This is a genomic window from Nocardia jiangsuensis, assembly GCF_042650385.1.
Classification (GTDB): domain Bacteria; phylum Actinomycetota; class Actinomycetes; order Mycobacteriales; family Mycobacteriaceae; genus Nocardia; species Nocardia jiangsuensis.
In genome coordinates, this window is record NZ_JBHSAX010000009.1 from 235,131 (window position 1) to 250,583 (window position 15,453).

17 protein-coding genes and 1 pseudogene are annotated in these 15,453 nt (G+C 71.9%); 7 read left to right on the forward strand and 11 right to left on the reverse strand.

Features of this window, described 5'->3' with window-relative positions:
- Positions 1–23 precede the first annotated feature (23 nt).
- Entirely contained in the window at positions 24–980 is a 957-nt protein-coding gene (locus tag ACFO0B_RS10320) for an acyl-CoA dehydrogenase family protein (RefSeq protein ID WP_378612279.1), read from the forward strand.
- Between the two features lie 67 nt (positions 981–1,047).
- Positions 1,048–1,464: pseudogene (locus ACFO0B_RS10325) on the forward strand (amidase family protein); the annotation flags it as partial.
- 315 nt (positions 1,465–1,779) lie between these two features.
- Here the strand turns inward: ACFO0B_RS10325 and ACFO0B_RS10330 are convergent.
- Together ACFO0B_RS10330 and ACFO0B_RS10335 are read right to left on the reverse strand one after the other, a co-directional pair.
- Complete coding sequence (locus tag ACFO0B_RS10330) at positions 1,780–2,280, reverse strand: hypothetical protein (protein ID WP_378612154.1); 501 nt, start codon at positions 2,278–2,280, stop codon at positions 1,780–1,782.
- 44 nt (positions 2,281–2,324) lie between these two features.
- Positions 2,325–3,107 carry an enoyl-CoA hydratase gene (locus ACFO0B_RS10335; RefSeq protein WP_378612155.1) on the reverse strand — a complete coding sequence of 261 codons (783 nt, stop codon included), beginning with the start codon at positions 3,105–3,107 and terminating at the stop codon, positions 2,325–2,327.
- Between the two features lie 157 nt (positions 3,108–3,264).
- Here ACFO0B_RS10335 and ACFO0B_RS10340 point away from each other — a divergent pair, with 157 nt between their 5' ends.
- Positions 3,265–3,930 carry a TetR/AcrR family transcriptional regulator gene (locus tag ACFO0B_RS10340; RefSeq protein WP_378612280.1) on the forward strand — a complete coding sequence of 222 codons (666 nt, stop codon included), beginning with the start codon at positions 3,265–3,267 and terminating at the stop codon, positions 3,928–3,930.
- A gap of 112 nt (positions 3,931–4,042) precedes the next feature.
- On the opposite strand, the gene ACFO0B_RS10345 is transcribed toward ACFO0B_RS10340, so the two are convergent.
- The gene (locus ACFO0B_RS10345) at positions 4,043–5,188 is read right to left on the reverse strand and encodes a thiolase family protein (protein ID WP_378612156.1); all 1,146 of its coding nucleotides are present in this window, start codon (positions 5,186–5,188) and stop codon (positions 4,043–4,045) included.
- A gap of 76 nt (positions 5,189–5,264) precedes the next feature.
- Here ACFO0B_RS10345 and ACFO0B_RS10350 point away from each other — a divergent pair, with 76 nt between their 5' ends.
- Positions 5,265–6,029 (forward strand): SDR family NAD(P)-dependent oxidoreductase, encoded by a 765-nt coding sequence (locus tag ACFO0B_RS10350; RefSeq protein ID WP_378612157.1) that lies wholly within the window; start codon positions 5,265–5,267, stop codon positions 6,027–6,029.
- A 114-nt stretch (positions 6,030–6,143) separates the two neighbouring features.
- Here the strand turns inward: ACFO0B_RS10350 and ACFO0B_RS10355 are convergent, their stop codons facing one another.
- From ACFO0B_RS10355 to ACFO0B_RS10380, 6 genes are read right to left on the reverse strand one after another with little or no spacing between them, the layout of a single operon-like run.
- Positions 6,144–6,578 (reverse strand): type II toxin-antitoxin system VapC family toxin, encoded by a 435-nt coding sequence (locus ACFO0B_RS10355; protein WP_378612158.1) that lies wholly within the window; start codon positions 6,576–6,578, stop codon positions 6,144–6,146.
- Positions 6,575–6,817: a ribbon-helix-helix domain-containing protein gene (locus ACFO0B_RS10360; RefSeq protein WP_378612159.1), complete on the reverse strand. Its 243-nt coding sequence runs from the start codon at positions 6,815–6,817 to the stop codon at positions 6,575–6,577. The genes ACFO0B_RS10355 and ACFO0B_RS10360 overlap by 4 nt, the downstream gene beginning before the upstream one ends.
- 58 nt (positions 6,818–6,875) lie before the next feature.
- Positions 6,876–7,640: an enoyl-CoA hydratase/isomerase family protein gene (locus ACFO0B_RS10365; RefSeq protein ID WP_378612160.1), complete on the reverse strand. Its 765-nt coding sequence runs from the start codon at positions 7,638–7,640 to the stop codon at positions 6,876–6,878.
- A gap of 2 nt (positions 7,641–7,642) precedes the next feature.
- Complete coding sequence (locus tag ACFO0B_RS10370) at positions 7,643–8,731, reverse strand: acyl-CoA dehydrogenase family protein (RefSeq protein WP_378612161.1); 1,089 nt, start codon at positions 8,729–8,731, stop codon at positions 7,643–7,645.
- Positions 8,718–9,653, reverse strand: coding sequence for an acyl-CoA dehydrogenase family protein (locus ACFO0B_RS10375; protein ID WP_378612162.1), 936 nt, complete (start codon positions 9,651–9,653; stop codon positions 8,718–8,720). Before ACFO0B_RS10375 ends, ACFO0B_RS10370 begins: the two co-directional genes overlap by 14 nt.
- Entirely contained in the window at positions 9,631–11,031 is a 1,401-nt protein-coding gene (locus ACFO0B_RS10380) for a class I adenylate-forming enzyme family protein (RefSeq protein WP_378612281.1), read from the reverse strand. Before ACFO0B_RS10380 ends, ACFO0B_RS10375 begins: the two co-directional genes overlap by 23 nt.
- A 76-nt stretch (positions 11,032–11,107) precedes the next feature.
- Here ACFO0B_RS10380 and ACFO0B_RS10385 point away from each other — a divergent pair, with 76 nt between their 5' ends.
- The gene (locus tag ACFO0B_RS10385; RefSeq protein ID WP_378612163.1) at positions 11,108–11,410 is read left to right on the forward strand and encodes a 2Fe-2S iron-sulfur cluster-binding protein; all 303 of its coding nucleotides are present in this window, start codon (positions 11,108–11,110) and stop codon (positions 11,408–11,410) included.
- Positions 11,411–11,498: 88 nt separating this feature from the next.
- Here ACFO0B_RS10385 and ACFO0B_RS10390 read toward each other — a convergent pair whose 3' ends face one another.
- The gene (locus ACFO0B_RS10390; protein WP_378612282.1) at positions 11,499–12,455 is read right to left on the reverse strand and encodes an LLM class F420-dependent oxidoreductase; all 957 of its coding nucleotides are present in this window, start codon (positions 12,453–12,455) and stop codon (positions 11,499–11,501) included.
- Between the two features lie 106 nt (positions 12,456–12,561).
- Between ACFO0B_RS10390 and ACFO0B_RS10395 the strand changes: the two genes are divergently transcribed.
- Positions 12,562–13,395: an SDR family oxidoreductase gene (locus ACFO0B_RS10395; protein ID WP_378612165.1), complete on the forward strand. Its 834-nt coding sequence runs from the start codon at positions 12,562–12,564 to the stop codon at positions 13,393–13,395.
- Positions 13,396–13,402: 7 nt separating this feature from the next.
- Positions 13,403–14,446, forward strand: a complete 1,044-nt coding sequence (locus tag ACFO0B_RS10400; RefSeq protein ID WP_378612166.1) for an NAD(P)H-dependent amine dehydrogenase family protein — start codon at positions 13,403–13,405, stop codon at positions 14,444–14,446.
- Here ACFO0B_RS10400 and ACFO0B_RS10405 read toward each other — a convergent pair.
- Positions 14,427–15,404 (reverse strand): NAD(P)/FAD-dependent oxidoreductase, encoded by a 978-nt coding sequence (locus ACFO0B_RS10405; protein ID WP_378612167.1) that lies wholly within the window; start codon positions 15,402–15,404, stop codon positions 14,427–14,429. The genes ACFO0B_RS10400 and ACFO0B_RS10405 overlap by 20 nt on opposite strands.
- Positions 15,405–15,453 lie beyond the last annotated feature (49 nt).

Here is a 15,453-nt window from a genome sequence, read left to right on the forward strand (position 1 = left end):
GACTGGACGCCGCCGAACTGGCGATGCTCACCGACACCCTGCGCCGCACCATGTCCCGTGCCTCCGGCCCGGAGCTGGTCGCCGCGCTCGGCGAGCTCGGCTGGCCCGACCTGCTCGACGACGCGCCGGAACTCGCCGTTCCGCTGGTTTTCCGGCTCCTCGGCGAGACCGGTGCGCACGCCCCGCTGCTGCTCGACGTGCTCCGGCACGCGGGCGCCGCTCCCTCCGCCCTGCCCTTCGCCGGCGGGCGGTGGGTGGAGTGGGCCGAATCGCCCCCGGCGGGCGGACCCGGCGCGAACGGGAGCGGGTCCAGCGGGATCGGGGACGACGCGGACGGGCTCGGCGCGCACAGCCGGAACCCGGGTGGGGCAGGCGCGGACGGGCACCGGCCCGACGGCGAAGGAACGGGCGACGGACACGTTCCCGGCTCGGTGGACGAGGCGCTGCCGCTGCGCGCGGTCGCGGCGGGGGCGACGCTGCCCGCGCACGCGCTCGCCGAGGGGCGCCGGGCGCTGGGCTGGTGGCTGCTCGGCACCGGCCACGCCATGCTCACCCTCGCCCGCACGCACGTGTTGGAGCGCACCCAGTTCGGCCGCCCGCTCGCCTCGTTCCAGGCGGTCAGGCACCGCCTCGCCGAGACCCTCGTCGCCCTGGACGGCGCCGAAGCCGCGCTGCTCGTCGCCGACGAGGCGGCCGCGGCCGGTACCGCCCCGGCGGTGCACGGCCTCGACCCGGCCGCGGCCGCGACGCACGCCGCGCTGCTGGCGAAGGCCGCGGCCGGGCAGGCGGGGCTCACCGCGGCGAGGCACTGCCAGCAGGTGCTCGGCGGCATCGGCTTCACCGCCGAGCACGCACTGCAGAGCCACGTGCGCCGCACCCTGGTGCTGGACGGACTGCTCGGCAGCACACGGGAACTCACCCGCGAGGCGGGCGCCTACATCCGGAACGCGGGCGCGGCACCCCGGCTCGCCCAGCTCTGACCCGCACCGCAGCGGGCAGGCCCCGCCGCGTACCCGATCGTGCTCGCCGCGACCGTGCCGAGCGGACATGCCTCCGGTGGCGGGCCGTCAGCGTCGGAGCCATGGAGTGGAGTCTGTGCTCGGCAGAAGAGCTTTCAGCGGCCATGCGGGCAGGCGAGGTGACCTCGGTGGAGCTCACCGAGGAGGCGATCGCCCGCATCGAACGCGACGGCGAGGCGATCAACGCGATCTGCGTCCCGGATTTCGACCGGGCGCGGGGCGGCCGCTGCTCGGTATTCCGGTCACGGTCGAGGAGTCCTACGACATCGCCGGGTCGCCGACGACCTGGGGCATACCCGCGCACCGGGACCACGTGCCGGCCCAGGACGCGGTGCAGGTGCCGCGGTTGAAAGCTGTAGGCGCGGTGATCCTCGGCAAGACAACGTGCCGTTCGTGCTGCGCGACATCCAGACCTTCGACGACATCTACGGCATCACCCGCAATCCGTGGGACCACGACCGCGGTGCTGGCCGCCGGTTTCGGCGCGCTGTCCATCGGCTCCGACCTCGACATCGCCGTCGCGGGGCCGATGGCGCGCACCGCCGGTGACCTCGCGCTGCTGCTCGACGTGATGGCCGGACCCCCCTCGTCCCGACCGGCTCGGCGGTGCGGGCAGGCGTGGACCGGGTCGCCGAGGCACTCGCCGACGAGGGCGCCCGGGGACGTGCCGGGCATCGGCTCGACCTGCTCCGTCCCGCCGACAGCGAACGCCCGGCACCGGAACAATTTCCGGCACCGGGCGATCGGCGGACCCGACGGGTCAGCAGGCGGTCGAGGTACCACCCTGGATGGCGATCAGCGCGCAGAAGGTGGCCGAGGCGACCTTCCAGGTGCTGCCGTCCTTCACGGCCTGCCCGGTCTGGTCCGGGAGCACCGGCGCGCCGTTGATCAGCAGCGAGTACCCGACATCGGCATTGCTCGCGTCGACCAGCTTGATCGCGCCGACCGAGACCGAGGTGCCCTGGCCCTGCGGGTTGCTCGCCTGCGCCTGCAGGATCGGCAGGAAGGCGTCACCGCTCTGCACCTGCGCGGCCCGCTTGTCGGCGGGCTGCGTGGCGTCGAAGAAGGTGATGTAGGCCTGGGTGATCGCCTGCGTGGTCGCCGCGTCGGCGGTGGCGGGCGCGGCCGTCGTGGTGGCGGCGGCCTTGGTGCTCGTGGCCGCGTCGGACTCGTCGTCCGAGCCGCAGCCGACCAGCACGGCGGACGCGACGACCGCGAGACCGATACACGCTGTTGCCTTGCGGAAGAGGGATTCGCGCATGAAACTTCCTCGTTTCAGGGGGAGGGAACGGACGATTTCCGGACCTACTGCATCTTGGCCTTCATGTCGTCCAGATGAACCAGAACCGGGAAACCGTTGACGCTCAACGCGTTCCCGTGCCCGGTCTGATGGGAGTCGAACACCGACTGGATGGCCGCGTAGAAGCCCTGCACGTCCAGTGTCTGGTTGACGGCCCGTTTGGCCTGACGCAGGCCGAAGGCGGGCATGGTCGCGATGTGCGCGGCCAGTTGCCTGGTGTGCGAGTCGAGCTCGTCCCGCGGCACCACGGTGTTCACCATGCCGGTCTGGCGCGCCTCCTCGGCGGTGACCGGACGGCCGGTGAACAGGATCTCCTTCGCCTTGCGAGCGCCGAGCTCCCAGGTGTGGCCGTGGTATTCGACGCCACCGATCCCCATCATCACCACGGGATCGGAGAAGAGCGCGTCCTCGGCGGCCACGATCAGGTCGCAGGGCCAGCACAGCAGCAGCCCGCCGGCGATACACCGGCCCTGCACCGCCGCGATGGACGGTTTCGGCACGTTGCGCCAGCGCAGCGAGTACCCGAGGTACCGCTGCGCCTCGGAGGCGTAGATCTGCTCCAGTGTGATCTTGTCCGTCCAGCCCTTGCCTGCCTTGAGGTCGTGCCCGGAGGAGAAATGTTTGCCCTCCGCCCTGAGCACGATCACCGCGACCTCCGCGTCCTCGGCGGCGCGGGTCCACGCGGCGTCGAGTTCGTCCAGCAGCTCACCGTTCTGGGCGTTGGCCACCTCGGGCCGATCCAGGGTGATGGTGGCGATGCGGTCCGCGACTTCGTAACGGATGTACAAGACGTGCTCCTTGCCGCCGGGGTGCGATGGAGCGAGAATAGCATTCTCACTTGCGGAAGTAATAGTCTCTACAAAGAGGAAACATGCGTACCGTGACGGCACTGTCGCATGACGTTCTCCGGTACAGTGCATTCATGTTCTCTTCATATGACCGGGGATCGAGGTGCCCGTGACCAGCCCGAGCGAGAAGCCGGCCTGGAAGCAGCGCGCGATCGAGCGGTCGCTGCGCTCGGCGAAGCTACGCGCCGAGGAACGCGTACAGCGCTTCCTCGATGCCGCCCAGGCCATCATCACGGAGAAGGGGAGCACCGACTTCACCGTGCAGGAGGTCGTCGACCGCTCCCGCCAGTCGCTGCGCAGCTTCTACCTGCAGTTCGACGGCAAACACGAGCTGCTGCTCGCGCTCTTCGAGGACGCGCTGGCGCGCACCTCCGAGCAGTTGCGCGCGGCCGCCGACGGCCAGACCGACCCGATGGACAAGCTCCAGGTCGCGGTCGAGCTGCTCTTCGAGCTGTGCCGGCCCGATCCGGCGGCGCAGCGCCCGCTCTTCACCGACTTCGCCCCGCAGCTGCTCGTCTCGCACCCCGGTCACGTCAAGGTGGCGCACGCGCCCATGCTCGCGCTCTTCACCGAATTGATGGACCAGGCCAAGGAGAAGGGCGAGCTGGGCCAGGACATGAATTCCCGCCGCACCGCCGCCATGGTGATGCAGACGGTCATGTTCACCGCCCAGTCCACCGGCGCGGTGGACGAGGAGACGCAGCACCCGATCACCGCCACCGAGGTATGGAACTTCTGCGCGCACGGTTTCGCGCGCGGGTAGGACGAACGATCCCCGGGTCCGGACACGGTGAGGGTGTCCGGTGGGCCGCCGGAGAGAACGAACGCACGCGTGAGCGAGCGGAGGGACGCCGCCCTCCGCTCGCTCACCCGTTTCAGGGGGCGGGCACCTCGATCACGGTCGCCGACCCCATGCCGCCGCCCGCGCAGAGCGCCGCAATACCGAAGCCGCCGCCGCGGCGGCGCAGCTCGTGCACCAGCGTGACGATCATGCGGGCGCCGGTCGCCGCCACCGGGTGGCCGAGCGAACAGCCGCTGCCGCTGTAGTTCACGATCTCCGGGTTCAGGTCGAGCGCCCTGATGGTGGCGATCGGCACCGAGGCGAACGCCTCGTTGATCTCGATCAGCTTCACCTGCCCCAGCGAGATCCCCGCCCGCCGCACGGCCTTGGTGATCGCCTCGATCGGCGCGAGCCCGGTGACCGCCGGATCGACGCCGACCGATGCCCAGGCCCGGATGTAGCCGAGCGCGGGCAGCCCCAGCTTGTCACTGGCGACGGCGAGCGCGGCCGCGCCGTCGTTGGCGCCGGAGGCATTGCCCGCGGTGATCGAGAAGCCCTCGATCTCCGGGTGCAGCACCTTGAGCGAGGCCAGCTTCTCCAGGCTGGTCTCCCGGCGCGGGTGCTCGTCGGTGTCGAAGAGGCCGTGCGGGGTCTCGATCGGGACGATCTCCTCCTTGAAGCGCCCCTCGTCGATCGCCGCGATGGCATTGCGGTGCGAGCGCAGCGCCCAGGCGTCCTGCTCCTCGCGGGTGAGCCCGGCGCGCACCGCGGCGTTCCAGCCCACCGTGATGGACATGTCCATGGCCGGGGCGTCCGGGCGGTCCGGGTGGCTCGGCGAGGTCCACGGGTCGATCCACTCGTCCTCGCCGACCTTGAAGCGGGCGCGCGGCGCGGTGGAGTCACTGTTCACGCCGCCCGCGATGATCAGCTCGTCCATCCCGGACCTGATCCCCGCCGCCGCGGACTGCACCGCGGCCATCCCGGCCGCGCAGTGCCGGTTCTGCGCCAGCCCCGGCACCGTCGTGAGCCCCGCGGTGACCGCGGCGTGCCTGGCCAGCACCCCGCCGCCGTAGCGGCCCTCGCCGAGGATGACGTCGTCGATCCGGCCGGGGTCCAACCCTTCGGCGGCCGCGCTCACCACGTGCTTTGCCAGGTCGAAGGCGTTGGTGTCGCGCAGCGTCCCCTTCCTGGCGGTACCGATCGGTGTCCGCAGCGCGGAGACGATGACGGCTTCGGGCATGGAGGGCCTCCCCGGCTCGATGTGAGAATAGTATTCTTTGTAATCGAGAGTACGACTTGCGAGAAGGGATTGCGACATGCAGATCGATGGAGGCTCCGCGCTCGTCGTCGGCGGCACCGGTGGGCTGGGCGAGGCGACGGTGCGGAGGTTGCACGCCGCGGGCGCGCGAATCGTCGTCGCCGACGTGGCTGACGACAAGGGCAAGGAGCTCGCGAGCGAACTCGGCATCCGCTACGTGCACACCGACGCCACCGACGAGGACTCGGTGCGCGCCGCCGTCGAGGAGGCGGAGTCGCTCGGCCCGCTGCGCATCGCGGTCGACACCCACGGCGGCCCCGCCACCGGCGGGCGGCTGATCGGCAAGGACGGAAAAGCGCTCGCGCTCGACGGCTTCCGCACCACCATCGAGTTCTACCTGACCGCGGTATTCAACGTGCTCCGGCTCTCCGCCGAGGGCATCGCCCGCAGCGAGCCGCTGGAAGAGGGGGCCCGCGGCGTCATCGTCACCACCTCGTCGATCGCCGGCTACGAGGGCCAGATCGGCCAGCTCCCCTACGCCGCCGCCAAGGGCGGCGTCGCCGCCATCACGCTGGTCGCCGCCCGCGACCTCTCCCCGCTCGGCATCCGCGTGGTCAGCATCGCCCCCGGCACCATCAACACCCCCGCCTACGGGCAGAACGCCGACAAGCTCGAGGCGTACTGGTCCCCGCAGATCCCGTTCCCCAAGCGGATGGGGCGCTCGGACGAGTACGCGAAGCTCGCGGTGAGCATCATCGAGAACGATTACCTGAACGGTGAGGTCATCCGCCTCGACGGCGCCCTGCGCTTCCCGCCGAGGTGATGCCTGTCGGCGTCCCGGCACCGGCATGACCGAGGCCGGGCCGCCCGAAAGGGCGAACCCGGCCTCGACCTCGGTCCCGCTGGTTCGTCTCCTCCGCCTTGCGACGCAGCCGACCTATAGATCAGCGGGAAGGATTCGGAACGAGCGGAAATCCGGAGTCAGGGGTTCGATTGCGCGAAAATCACGCTGATCGAGGGTGAAGACTTGATCGGTGTTGTACTTGTCGGCAAGCGCGACGCCGACAGCGTCGGCGAGATCCAGCTGTAACCCTTCGTACTTGGCCCGAACACTCTGCGCTGTCGACAGATCGACATGCTTCAGCTCGGCAAGCCGATACCGCCCCTCGATAGCGCGATTCAGCAGGGCATCGGTGATGTTCATGGCCGCCGCGAAACCGAGATCGCGGCGAGTCAGATGATCCAGCTCGGTCAGCACGAGCGGCGAGATGATCAAGGTTTCCCGCTCCATCACCCGCAGCGCTTGCTCGTGTTCATCCTGGTCGGCATCGAACGCCGCGAAGAGCGCCGATGTGTCGGCGACGACGATCACCGACGGCCCGACCGCTGCTTGATCTGCAGATAGATATCGTCACGCATCTCATCGGTATCGCGCGAGCGCCCGCTGCGGAATACCGGCAGCGGCGCGTCGTTGCGCGGCCGGTCGGACGCATCGAGCAGCATTGCGATGCCGCGGCGAATGAGTTCCGCTTTGCTCACCCCGGTCGCCGACGCTTCCGCATCGAGCCTCAGTTCCAGCTCGTCCGGAAGGTACACCGTCGTCTTGACCATGCCACATATGGTACCACCCGTGTCCGCTACCGGGTGGCTGCCTGCCCGGCCGGGACCCCTACTTCCCCGCGGTGAGCTTCGCGATCGTCGCGTGGAAATCCGGGTGCTGGAAGGAGAGGTCCTCGGCGGCGTTGGCGTAGTCGAGGGTGGCCAGCACCGCCCGCTCAAGGTGCAGGTTGAGCAGCCGCTTGGTGCTCTCGACCGCCTGCTGCGGCAACTCCAGAATCCGCTTGGCGGCGGCGAGCGCCTCGGTGAGCGGGTCGGCGACGACGTGGTTCACCAGCCCCATCTCCCGCGCCCGCGCGGCGGGGATCTTGGCGCCGGTGAGCGCGTACTCCTTGGCGAGCAGCAGGCTGGTGTGCAACGGCCAGGTGAGCGGGCCGCCGTCGGCGGCGACGAGCCCGACCTGGACGTGCGGGTCCTTCAGGTACGCGGTCTCGGCGATGTAGGCGACGTCGCTCAGAGCGACCAGGCTGCAACCCAGGCCGACGGCGGGGCCGTTCACGGCGGCGACGAGCGGGATCCGCAGCCGGGCCATGCCCAGCACGATCTCGCGGCCGTGCCGGATCGTCTTGGCGCGCAGCGGCGCGTCCTGCGCCAGCTCGGCGAGGTAGGCGAAGTCGCCGCCCGCGGAGAAGGCCTTGCCCGCGCCGGTGAGCACGGCGACCCGTGCCTCGGGGTCGTCGTCGAGCTGCGGCCAGAGCTTGGCCAGCCCGGTGTGCAGGCTGTCGTTCACCGCGTTCAGCGCGTCGGGGCGGTTCAGCGTGATGATCCGGAGCGGGCCTTCGGCGTCGACGCGGATCTCGGCGGGCAGGTCGTACATGATCAGGCTCCTAGGTCGAGAATGCGCTGGGCGATGATGTTCTTCTGGATCTGCGAGGTGCCGCCCATGACGCTCTGGGCGCGGCTGTAGAGGTAGTTGCCGAGCATCTCCTCGTCGCCGGTACCGGCGACGGCGAGCGCGGCGTGCCCGACGGACTGCTCGACCCAGGTCATCAGCAGTTTGTCCAGCGAGCCGTCGGGGCCGTGCGTGACGCCGTCGAGCTGTTCGGAGAGTCGGCGCCGGACGTGCAGCCGCAGCATCTCGGTCTCCACCGCTGCCCAGGCCAGCTCCGCCGGCTGCGGGCCGGTCACCCGGGACTGCAGCTGCCGCACCGTCTTCGCGTAGCGGGCGGCGAAACCCAGTGTGGATGGCTCGCGTTCGTGGCCGACGACGGTCATGGCCAGTTTCCAGCCGTCGCCGGGCGCGCCGACCATCTGCGCGGCGGGCACCCTGGCACCGTCGAAGAGCACCTGCCCGAATTCCTTGGTGACGCCGCTGATCATGGTGAGCGGGCGCTGCTCGATCCCGGGCTGCTTCATCGGCACGATGAAGCCGGAGATGCCGCGGTGCCGCGGCGCGTCGGGGTCGGTGCGGGCCAGCAGCAGGCACCAGTCGGCGACGTCGGAGTAGCTGGTCCAGATCTTGTGGCCGTGCAGGACGTAGTCGTCGCCGTCCCTGGTGGCGGTGGTGCGCAGCGAGGCGAGGTCGGAGCCGGCCCCCGGCTCGCTGAAGCCCTGGCACCAGCGCTGCGTGCCGTCGATCATGCCGGGCAGGAAGCGCTGCTGGAGCTCGGGGCTCGCGTGCCTGCCGAGCCCGACCACCAGGTAGCCGAGGCTGGGCCGGGCGGGGGCGCCCGCGGCGGCCAGCTCCTCGTCCAGGATCACGTCGTAGACCGGCGGCAGCGCGTGCCCGCCGAACTCGGCGGGCCAGGAGAGGCCGAAGAACCCGGCGCCGTAGAGCGCGCGGTGCCACTCGCCCGCGCGGGCCCAGTACGCGTCGCCGGAGGACGGGTACTCGCCCGCCACCCCGGCGAGCCAGGTCCGCAGCCGCGCCCGGAACTCGGCCTCCGCGGGCGAATCACGAAAGTCCATGGTCGATCTCCTCCAGACGGACGGCGAACAGTTCGGTCGAGGTGAGCACCCGGCGCAGGAACACGTGCGCGAGGCATTCCCAGGTGTTGCCGATGCCGCCGTGCACCTGGATCGAGGTCTCGCACACGGTGCGCGCGGCGCGGGCGGTGTAGATCTTGGCGATCCGGGCGGCGCGCAGCGCCTCGGCGGGCGGCAGCTCGTCCACCGCCCAGGCGGCGTGCCTGAGCACGCTGATCGAGCCCTCGATCAGCGCCCTGCTCTCCGCGAGCAGGTGCGCGACGGCCTGGTACGAGCCGATGGGGTGGCCGTACTGCTCGCGCATCCGCGCGTACTCGACGGCCAGATCCTGCACGCCCCGCGCGGCGCCGAGCAGGTCGGCGGTGGTCGTGGTGACGGCGAGCGCCTGCCACTGGCTCAGCTGCTCGGGCGAGAGCTCGCCGAGCTCCTCGGTGGCGCCGGTGATCTCGGCCGTGTGCCGGGTGAGGTCGGCGCCGGGCAGCCGCTCCCCCACCTCGGCGGCGAGCAGCCGCCGGTCGTCGAGCAGCACCACCCGCTGCCGCCCGGCGCCATCCGCGGGGCGGGCGGCGGCGCCACCCGGCACCGCGATGTCGATCGCGCGGCCGCCGAGCCCGATGGTCGCGGAGCCGTCGACCGGCCCGCGCAGGTCGTCGGCGAGGATCGGGCCGAGGAACGGCACGTCGACCAGCCCGCGCCCGAACTCCTCGGCGACGAGCGCGACCTCGACGCCGGAGGCGCCGTCCGAGCGCAGCGTGCGCCAGCCCGCGGTGCTCACCGCCTTCTCCAGCCGGGCCAGCCGCTTCGCGTCGTCCAGCTCGGCCACCGAACCGGGGCCGAGGTCGTCGGCGAGTTTCGCCGCGGCATCGCGCAGCTGCCGCTGCTCACTGGTCAGTCGGACGTCCATAGCGCTCCTCGAGGACTCGGCGCAGCACCTTGCCGGAGGGCAGGCGCGGGATCTCGGGCACGAACACGACCCGGCGGGGCCGCTTGTAGCCGGCCAGGTGCGTGCCCACCAGGGCGATCAGCTCGTCGGCGGTGACGCCGTCGGCGTGCACGGCGGCGACGACGGCCTCGCCGTCGCGCTCGTCGGGGGTGCCGAAGACGGCGCAGTCGTGCACCTGCGGGTGGCCGTGCAGTACCGCCTCGATCTCGGCGGGCGCGACCTGGAACCCGCGCACCTTGATCATCTCCTTGGCCCGGTCGGTGAGCCGGATCCAGCCGTCGGCGTCCACCCAGCCGACGTCGCCGGTGCGGTACCAGCCGTCGGCGAAGGCGCTCGCGGTCTCGGAGTCCGGCAGGTATCCGGCCATGACCGAGGCGGCGCGGCACTGGATCTCGCCGAGTTCGCCCGGCGGCAGCGGCGCACCGCTGCCCAGCTCGGCCACCCGGATCTCGACGCCGGGCGCGGCGCGGCCGACGGTGTCCAGCCGGGCGCCGGTCAGCGGGTTGCAGGCGATCACCGGCAGCTCGCTGGCGCCGTAGGCGGGCAGCCACGGCACGCCGGTGCGCGCGGTGACCCGCTCGGCGACCTCGGTGGTGACCGGGGTGGCGCCCCACATGATGTAGCGCAGCGAGCTGAGGTCGTAGCGCTCCAGCTCCGGATGCGCGGCGAGGGCCAGCGCGATCGGCGCGACCGCCATCTCCACCGTGATCCGCTCCGTTGCGATGGTGCCGAGCACGGTGTCCAGGTCGAACCGGCGGTGCAGCCGCATGCTCGCGCCCGCCTCCAGCACGGTGAGGATATTGAGCAGCCCGAGGATGTGCGAGGGCGGCGTGGCGATCTGCAGCCGGTCGGCCGCGGTCAGCCCGAGCACCTCGATCCACTGCCGCACCGCGACCGCGAGCGAGCCGTGCGTGTGCCGCACCGCCTTCGGCAGCCCGGTGGTCCCCGAGCTGAAGACCAGCACCGCGTCGGCGTCCGGATCGGGCGCGGCGTCCACTGGTTCGGCCGGGGTGATCGGCTCGTCCAGGTGCCGCATGGGCAGCCGCGCGGCCAGCTCCCCGTTGTCGCCGACGGCGTGCGCGGGCTCGGTGATCGCCAGCGCGTGCGCCACCTCGCCCGCCTTCCAGGCCGGGCTCAGCAGTACGACCGCGGCGCGCAGCCGCCACACCGCGAGCACCGCGATCACGAACTCGGGGCGATTGCCGGACATCAGCGCCACCCGGTCGCCCGCGCGGACGCCGCCGGCGGCCAGCTCGGCCGCCAGCCCCGCCGCGAGCGCGCTCAGCTCGGGCCGGGTATAGGCGCGATCCTCGAAGAGGAGCGTCCCGTCAGCCGCCATCTTGGAAGTTCCCGTCACATAGGTGAGAATGTAATTCTCTTTGCATTAGAATATACGTACCAGGAGGAGGATGTTCATGGCGAGTCCCAGTTCTTCAGGTCCGGCGGACGGCACCGTGACCGTCATCCTGAACGGCAAGAAGACGGCGGTGCCGCGGCGCGCGAACGAGACGCTGCTGGAGACGGCGCGGCGCGCGGGCCTGAGCCCGCCGTTCTCCTGCGAACAGGGCAACTGCGCCACCTGCATCGCCGTGGTGACCGAGGGGCACGCCACCATGCGGCAGAACGAGGCGCTCGCCGAGGACGAGGTCGAGGAGGGGTACATCCTCACCTGCCAGGCCGTGCCGGACACCGCCGACATCACGGTCGACTACGAGTAGGAGCGCCCGCGCCGGACGAGGGGTCCTACGGTTCCGGCGCCGACCGAGTCCCCGGTTCGGAGAGGTCGGCGCCGGACGACGCGAACGCTCAGCGCAGTTCGCGGGCGAGTACCGCGATCATCTCCCTGGTCCGGCGCTTGGAGGCCACGAGCGTGTCCCGATCGTCGCCGATCGGCAGCAGCCGGATGGAGAGGTCGGTGGCGCCCGCGTCGGCGTAGCGGCGCAGCCCGGCGGCGATGGTCTCCTCGTCGCCTGCGATGCAGAGGTCGCCGATGTCGCGGGCGTCGCCCTGCTCCAGCAGCCGCTGGTAGTTCGGCGAGACCTCGGCCTCGCCGAGGATCCGGTTGGCCCGCGCCTTCGCCTCGTCCACCTCGCCGGCGGCGCAGAGACAGACCGGAAGCCCGGCCACGATCCGCGGCGCCGGCCTGCCCGCGTCCGCGGCGGCCTTGCTGATCTTGGGCAGCACATGGTGCTCGATGGCGCGCTCGTCGGCCATCCAGAGCACGGTGCCGTCGGTCCGCTCGCCCGCGATCCGCAGCATGACCGGGCCGAGCGCGGCGATCAGCACCGGAACCGGCGCCACCGGGCCCAGGTCGAGCGGGTTGTGCACGGTGAAGGTGTCGTTCTCCACGTCCACCGAGCCGGTGCCGCGCAGCGCGGCGTTCAGCACGTCGAGGTAGTCGCGGGAGTAGGCGGCGGGCTTCTCGTAGGGCAGCCCGAGCATGTCCCGCACGATCCAGTGGTGCGACGGCCCGACGCCGAGCGCGAGCCGCCCGCCCGCCGCGGCGTGCGCGGAGAGCGCCTGCCTGGCCAGGGCGATCGGGTGCTGCGCCTGCAGCGGCACCACCGCGGTGCCGAGCTCGATCCGCGACGTCTTCAGCCCCATCGCCGCGATGGTGATGAGCGCGTCGAAATCGGTGGGGATCTGCGGAATCCAGGCGGTGTCCATCCCCGCCGATTCGGCCCACTCGATGTCGCGCAGCATGCGCTCCAGCTTGCGGCCGGAATCACCCTTCTCCGGACCGATCATCACGCCGATGCGCACGGTGCCTCCCACCAGGTCCGAGACCAATTTTGCACGTGGTTGTTCATCGACGGATATGCTACTTCCAGAAAATGAGAATGCCAATACCGCTGCCGCGAGGAGAACCATGCCCGACCAGGACCGTCCGCTGCTCGATCGCACCGTGGTGATCTCCGGCGCCAGCCGGGGCATCGGCCTCGCCATCGCGGTCGCCGCCGCCGAGCAGGGCGCGAACGTGGTGCTGCTGGCCAAGACCGCGGAGCCGCACCCCCGGCTGCCCGGCACCGTGCACACCGCGGCCGCCGAGGTGGAGGCGGCGGGTGGCCGGGCCGCGGCGGTCGTCGGCGACGTGCGCCGGGAGGAGGACGTGGCGCGGCTGGTGCAGACGGCCGTCGAGCGGTTCGGCGGCATCGATGTGGTGGTGAACAACGCCTCCGCCATCGCGACCGAGCCGACGCACGAGCTGAGCCCCAAGCGCTTCGACCTCATGCAGGACATCAACCTGCGCGGCACCTTCCTGCTCACCGCCGCGGCGCTGCCGCACCTGCGCGAGTCGGCCAATCCGCACGTGCTCACCATCGCGCCGCCGGTGAACCTGAACCCGCGCTGGCTCGGCGCGCATCCGGTCTACACACTCTCCAAGTACGGCATGACGCTGCTCTCCCAGGGCTGGGCGGCCGAGTACGCCGACGCCGGGATCGCCTTCAACTGCCTGTGGCCGCAGACCTTCATCGCCACCTCGGCGGTGGCCGCGCTGCCGGACGCGGAGAACCAGCTGGCCGCGGCGCGCAGCCCGCGGATCATGGCGGACGCGGCGGTCGCCATCGTGACGCAGCCGGCGAAGTCGGTCACCGGCAACTGCTTCCTCGACGCCGACGCCGTCTCGGTCTACGCCGGGATCGACGATCTCGCCCGCTACGGCGGCGGCGACAACCCGACGCCGGATCTCTTCCTGGATTGAGGTTTCCATGACCCACTCCCCCGCCCCGCTGCGTGTCGTGCAGTGGGCGACCGGCACCATCGGCGGCTACGCGCTGCGCTCGGTGCACGCGCACCCCGGGCTGGAACTCGCCGGTGTGCGCGTGCACTCGCCCGCCAAGGTCGGCAGGGACGCGGGCGAGCTCGCCGGGATCGCGCCGATCGGCATCGCGGCGGTCGGCACCCTGGACGAGGTGCTGGCACTGCGCCCGGACTGCGTGCTCTACATGCCGCTCGCCTTCGACGCCGACGAGGTCTGCGCGCTGCTCGCGGCCGGCAGCGACGTGGTGACGACCTGCGGGCTCTTCCACCATCCGGCGAGCACCGAGCCCGCGCTGCGCGAGCGGGTCACCGCGGCCTGCGCGGCGGGCGGGAGCACGCTGCACAGCACCGGGAGCAGTCCGGGGTTCATCACCGAGGCGGTGCCGCTGGTGCTCGCCTCGATCCAGCGCGAGCTCACCGGGATCGTCATCGACGAGTACGCCGACCTCTCCCGGCGGGACTCGCCCGAGCTGCTCTTCGACGTGATGGGGTTCGGGCGCGAGCAGACGGCGGTGAGCGAGTTCCTCGCCCCGCACATGCTGAGCAGCTTCGGGCCCTCGCTGCGGCTGGTCGCCGAGGCACTCGGACTGGTGCTCGACGACGTGGTGGCGCACGCCGAGCTGGCGACGGCGCGCACCGAGGTGCGGATCGCGGCGGGAACCATTCCGGCGGGAACCGTCGCCGCGCAGCGCATCACCGTGAACGGCATCCGCGCGGGCACGCCGCTGCTCACCTTCCGCGCCACCTGGTACTGCACCCCGGACCTGGCGGTCGACTGGCCGATCGGCGACACCGGCTGGCACATCTCGGTGCGCGGCGACGCCCCGATGGAGGTCGACCTCCGGTTCGCGGTGCCGCTGGAGCGGATGGCGGCGGTGTCGCCCGCGTTCACCGCCAACCGGGCGGTGAACGTCGTCGCGGCGGTCCGCGCGGCCGAGCCGGGGATCCGCAGCAGCGTCGAGCTGCCGCAGATCATCCCCCGGCTGGGCTGAAACCGGCGCGGGCGCGGTGCAACTCGACCGCGGCCCGCGTCTCCGCCAGCACCAGGTCGGCGTTGATCTGCGCCCCCGCCATGGCCCCGGCCGCGGCGGCGGCGCCGACCTGGGCGGAGAGGTCGGTGACGTTGCCCGCGACCCAGATGCCGGGCACCTCGGTCCGGCCGAACGCGTCGGCGGGCACCGTCTCGCCCATGCCCGACGGGTGCTCCTCGGTCACCAGCCCGAGTCCGGCGAGCAGTCCGCCGCGCGCCACCATGCGCGGCCCGACCACGATCACCTCGCGCGGCAGCACGGTGCCGTCGCCCAACCGCACCCCGGTGATCCGGTCGCCGGCGATCACCACCTCTTCCACCGAGCCCGGCACCAGCGCGATCCCGCGCGCGGCGAGCTGCTCGACCTGCTCGGCGCCGGGCGGCGCGGTGTGCGCGAACACCGTGACGTCGGCGCTCAGCTGCCGGAAGAGCAGCGCCTGGTGCACGGCGTTCGGCCCGGTGGCGATGATCCCGATCGCCCGGTCGCGCACCTCCCAGCCGTGACAGTAGGGGCAGTGCAGCACGTCCCGCCCCCAGCGCTCGCGCACGCCTGGGATCTCCGGCAACTCGTCCACCAGCCCGGTCGCGACGAGCAGCCGCAGCGCCGACACCGCACGCCCGTCGGCGAGCGTCACAGTGAAGCCGGCACCGGCGCGGGCCACCTCGCGCACCTCACCGCGCAGGATCTGCCCGCCGTACCCGCGCACCTCCGCCTGCCCGCGCGCCACCAGCTCGGCGGGCGGGGTCCCGTCCCTGGCCAGCAGGCCGTGCACCCCGTCCGCCGGGGCATTGCGCGGCGCGCCCGCGTCGATCACCAGCACCGAGCGCCGCGAGCGCGCCAGCATGAGCGCCCCGTTCAGCCCGGCGGCGCCGCCGCCGATCACCACCACGTCGTAGCCGTCCCGCAACTCTTCGGTCACCCTGACCACCTCCTCGGCCCCGAGAGTGCCCGCCGGCCCACGAGAGTGG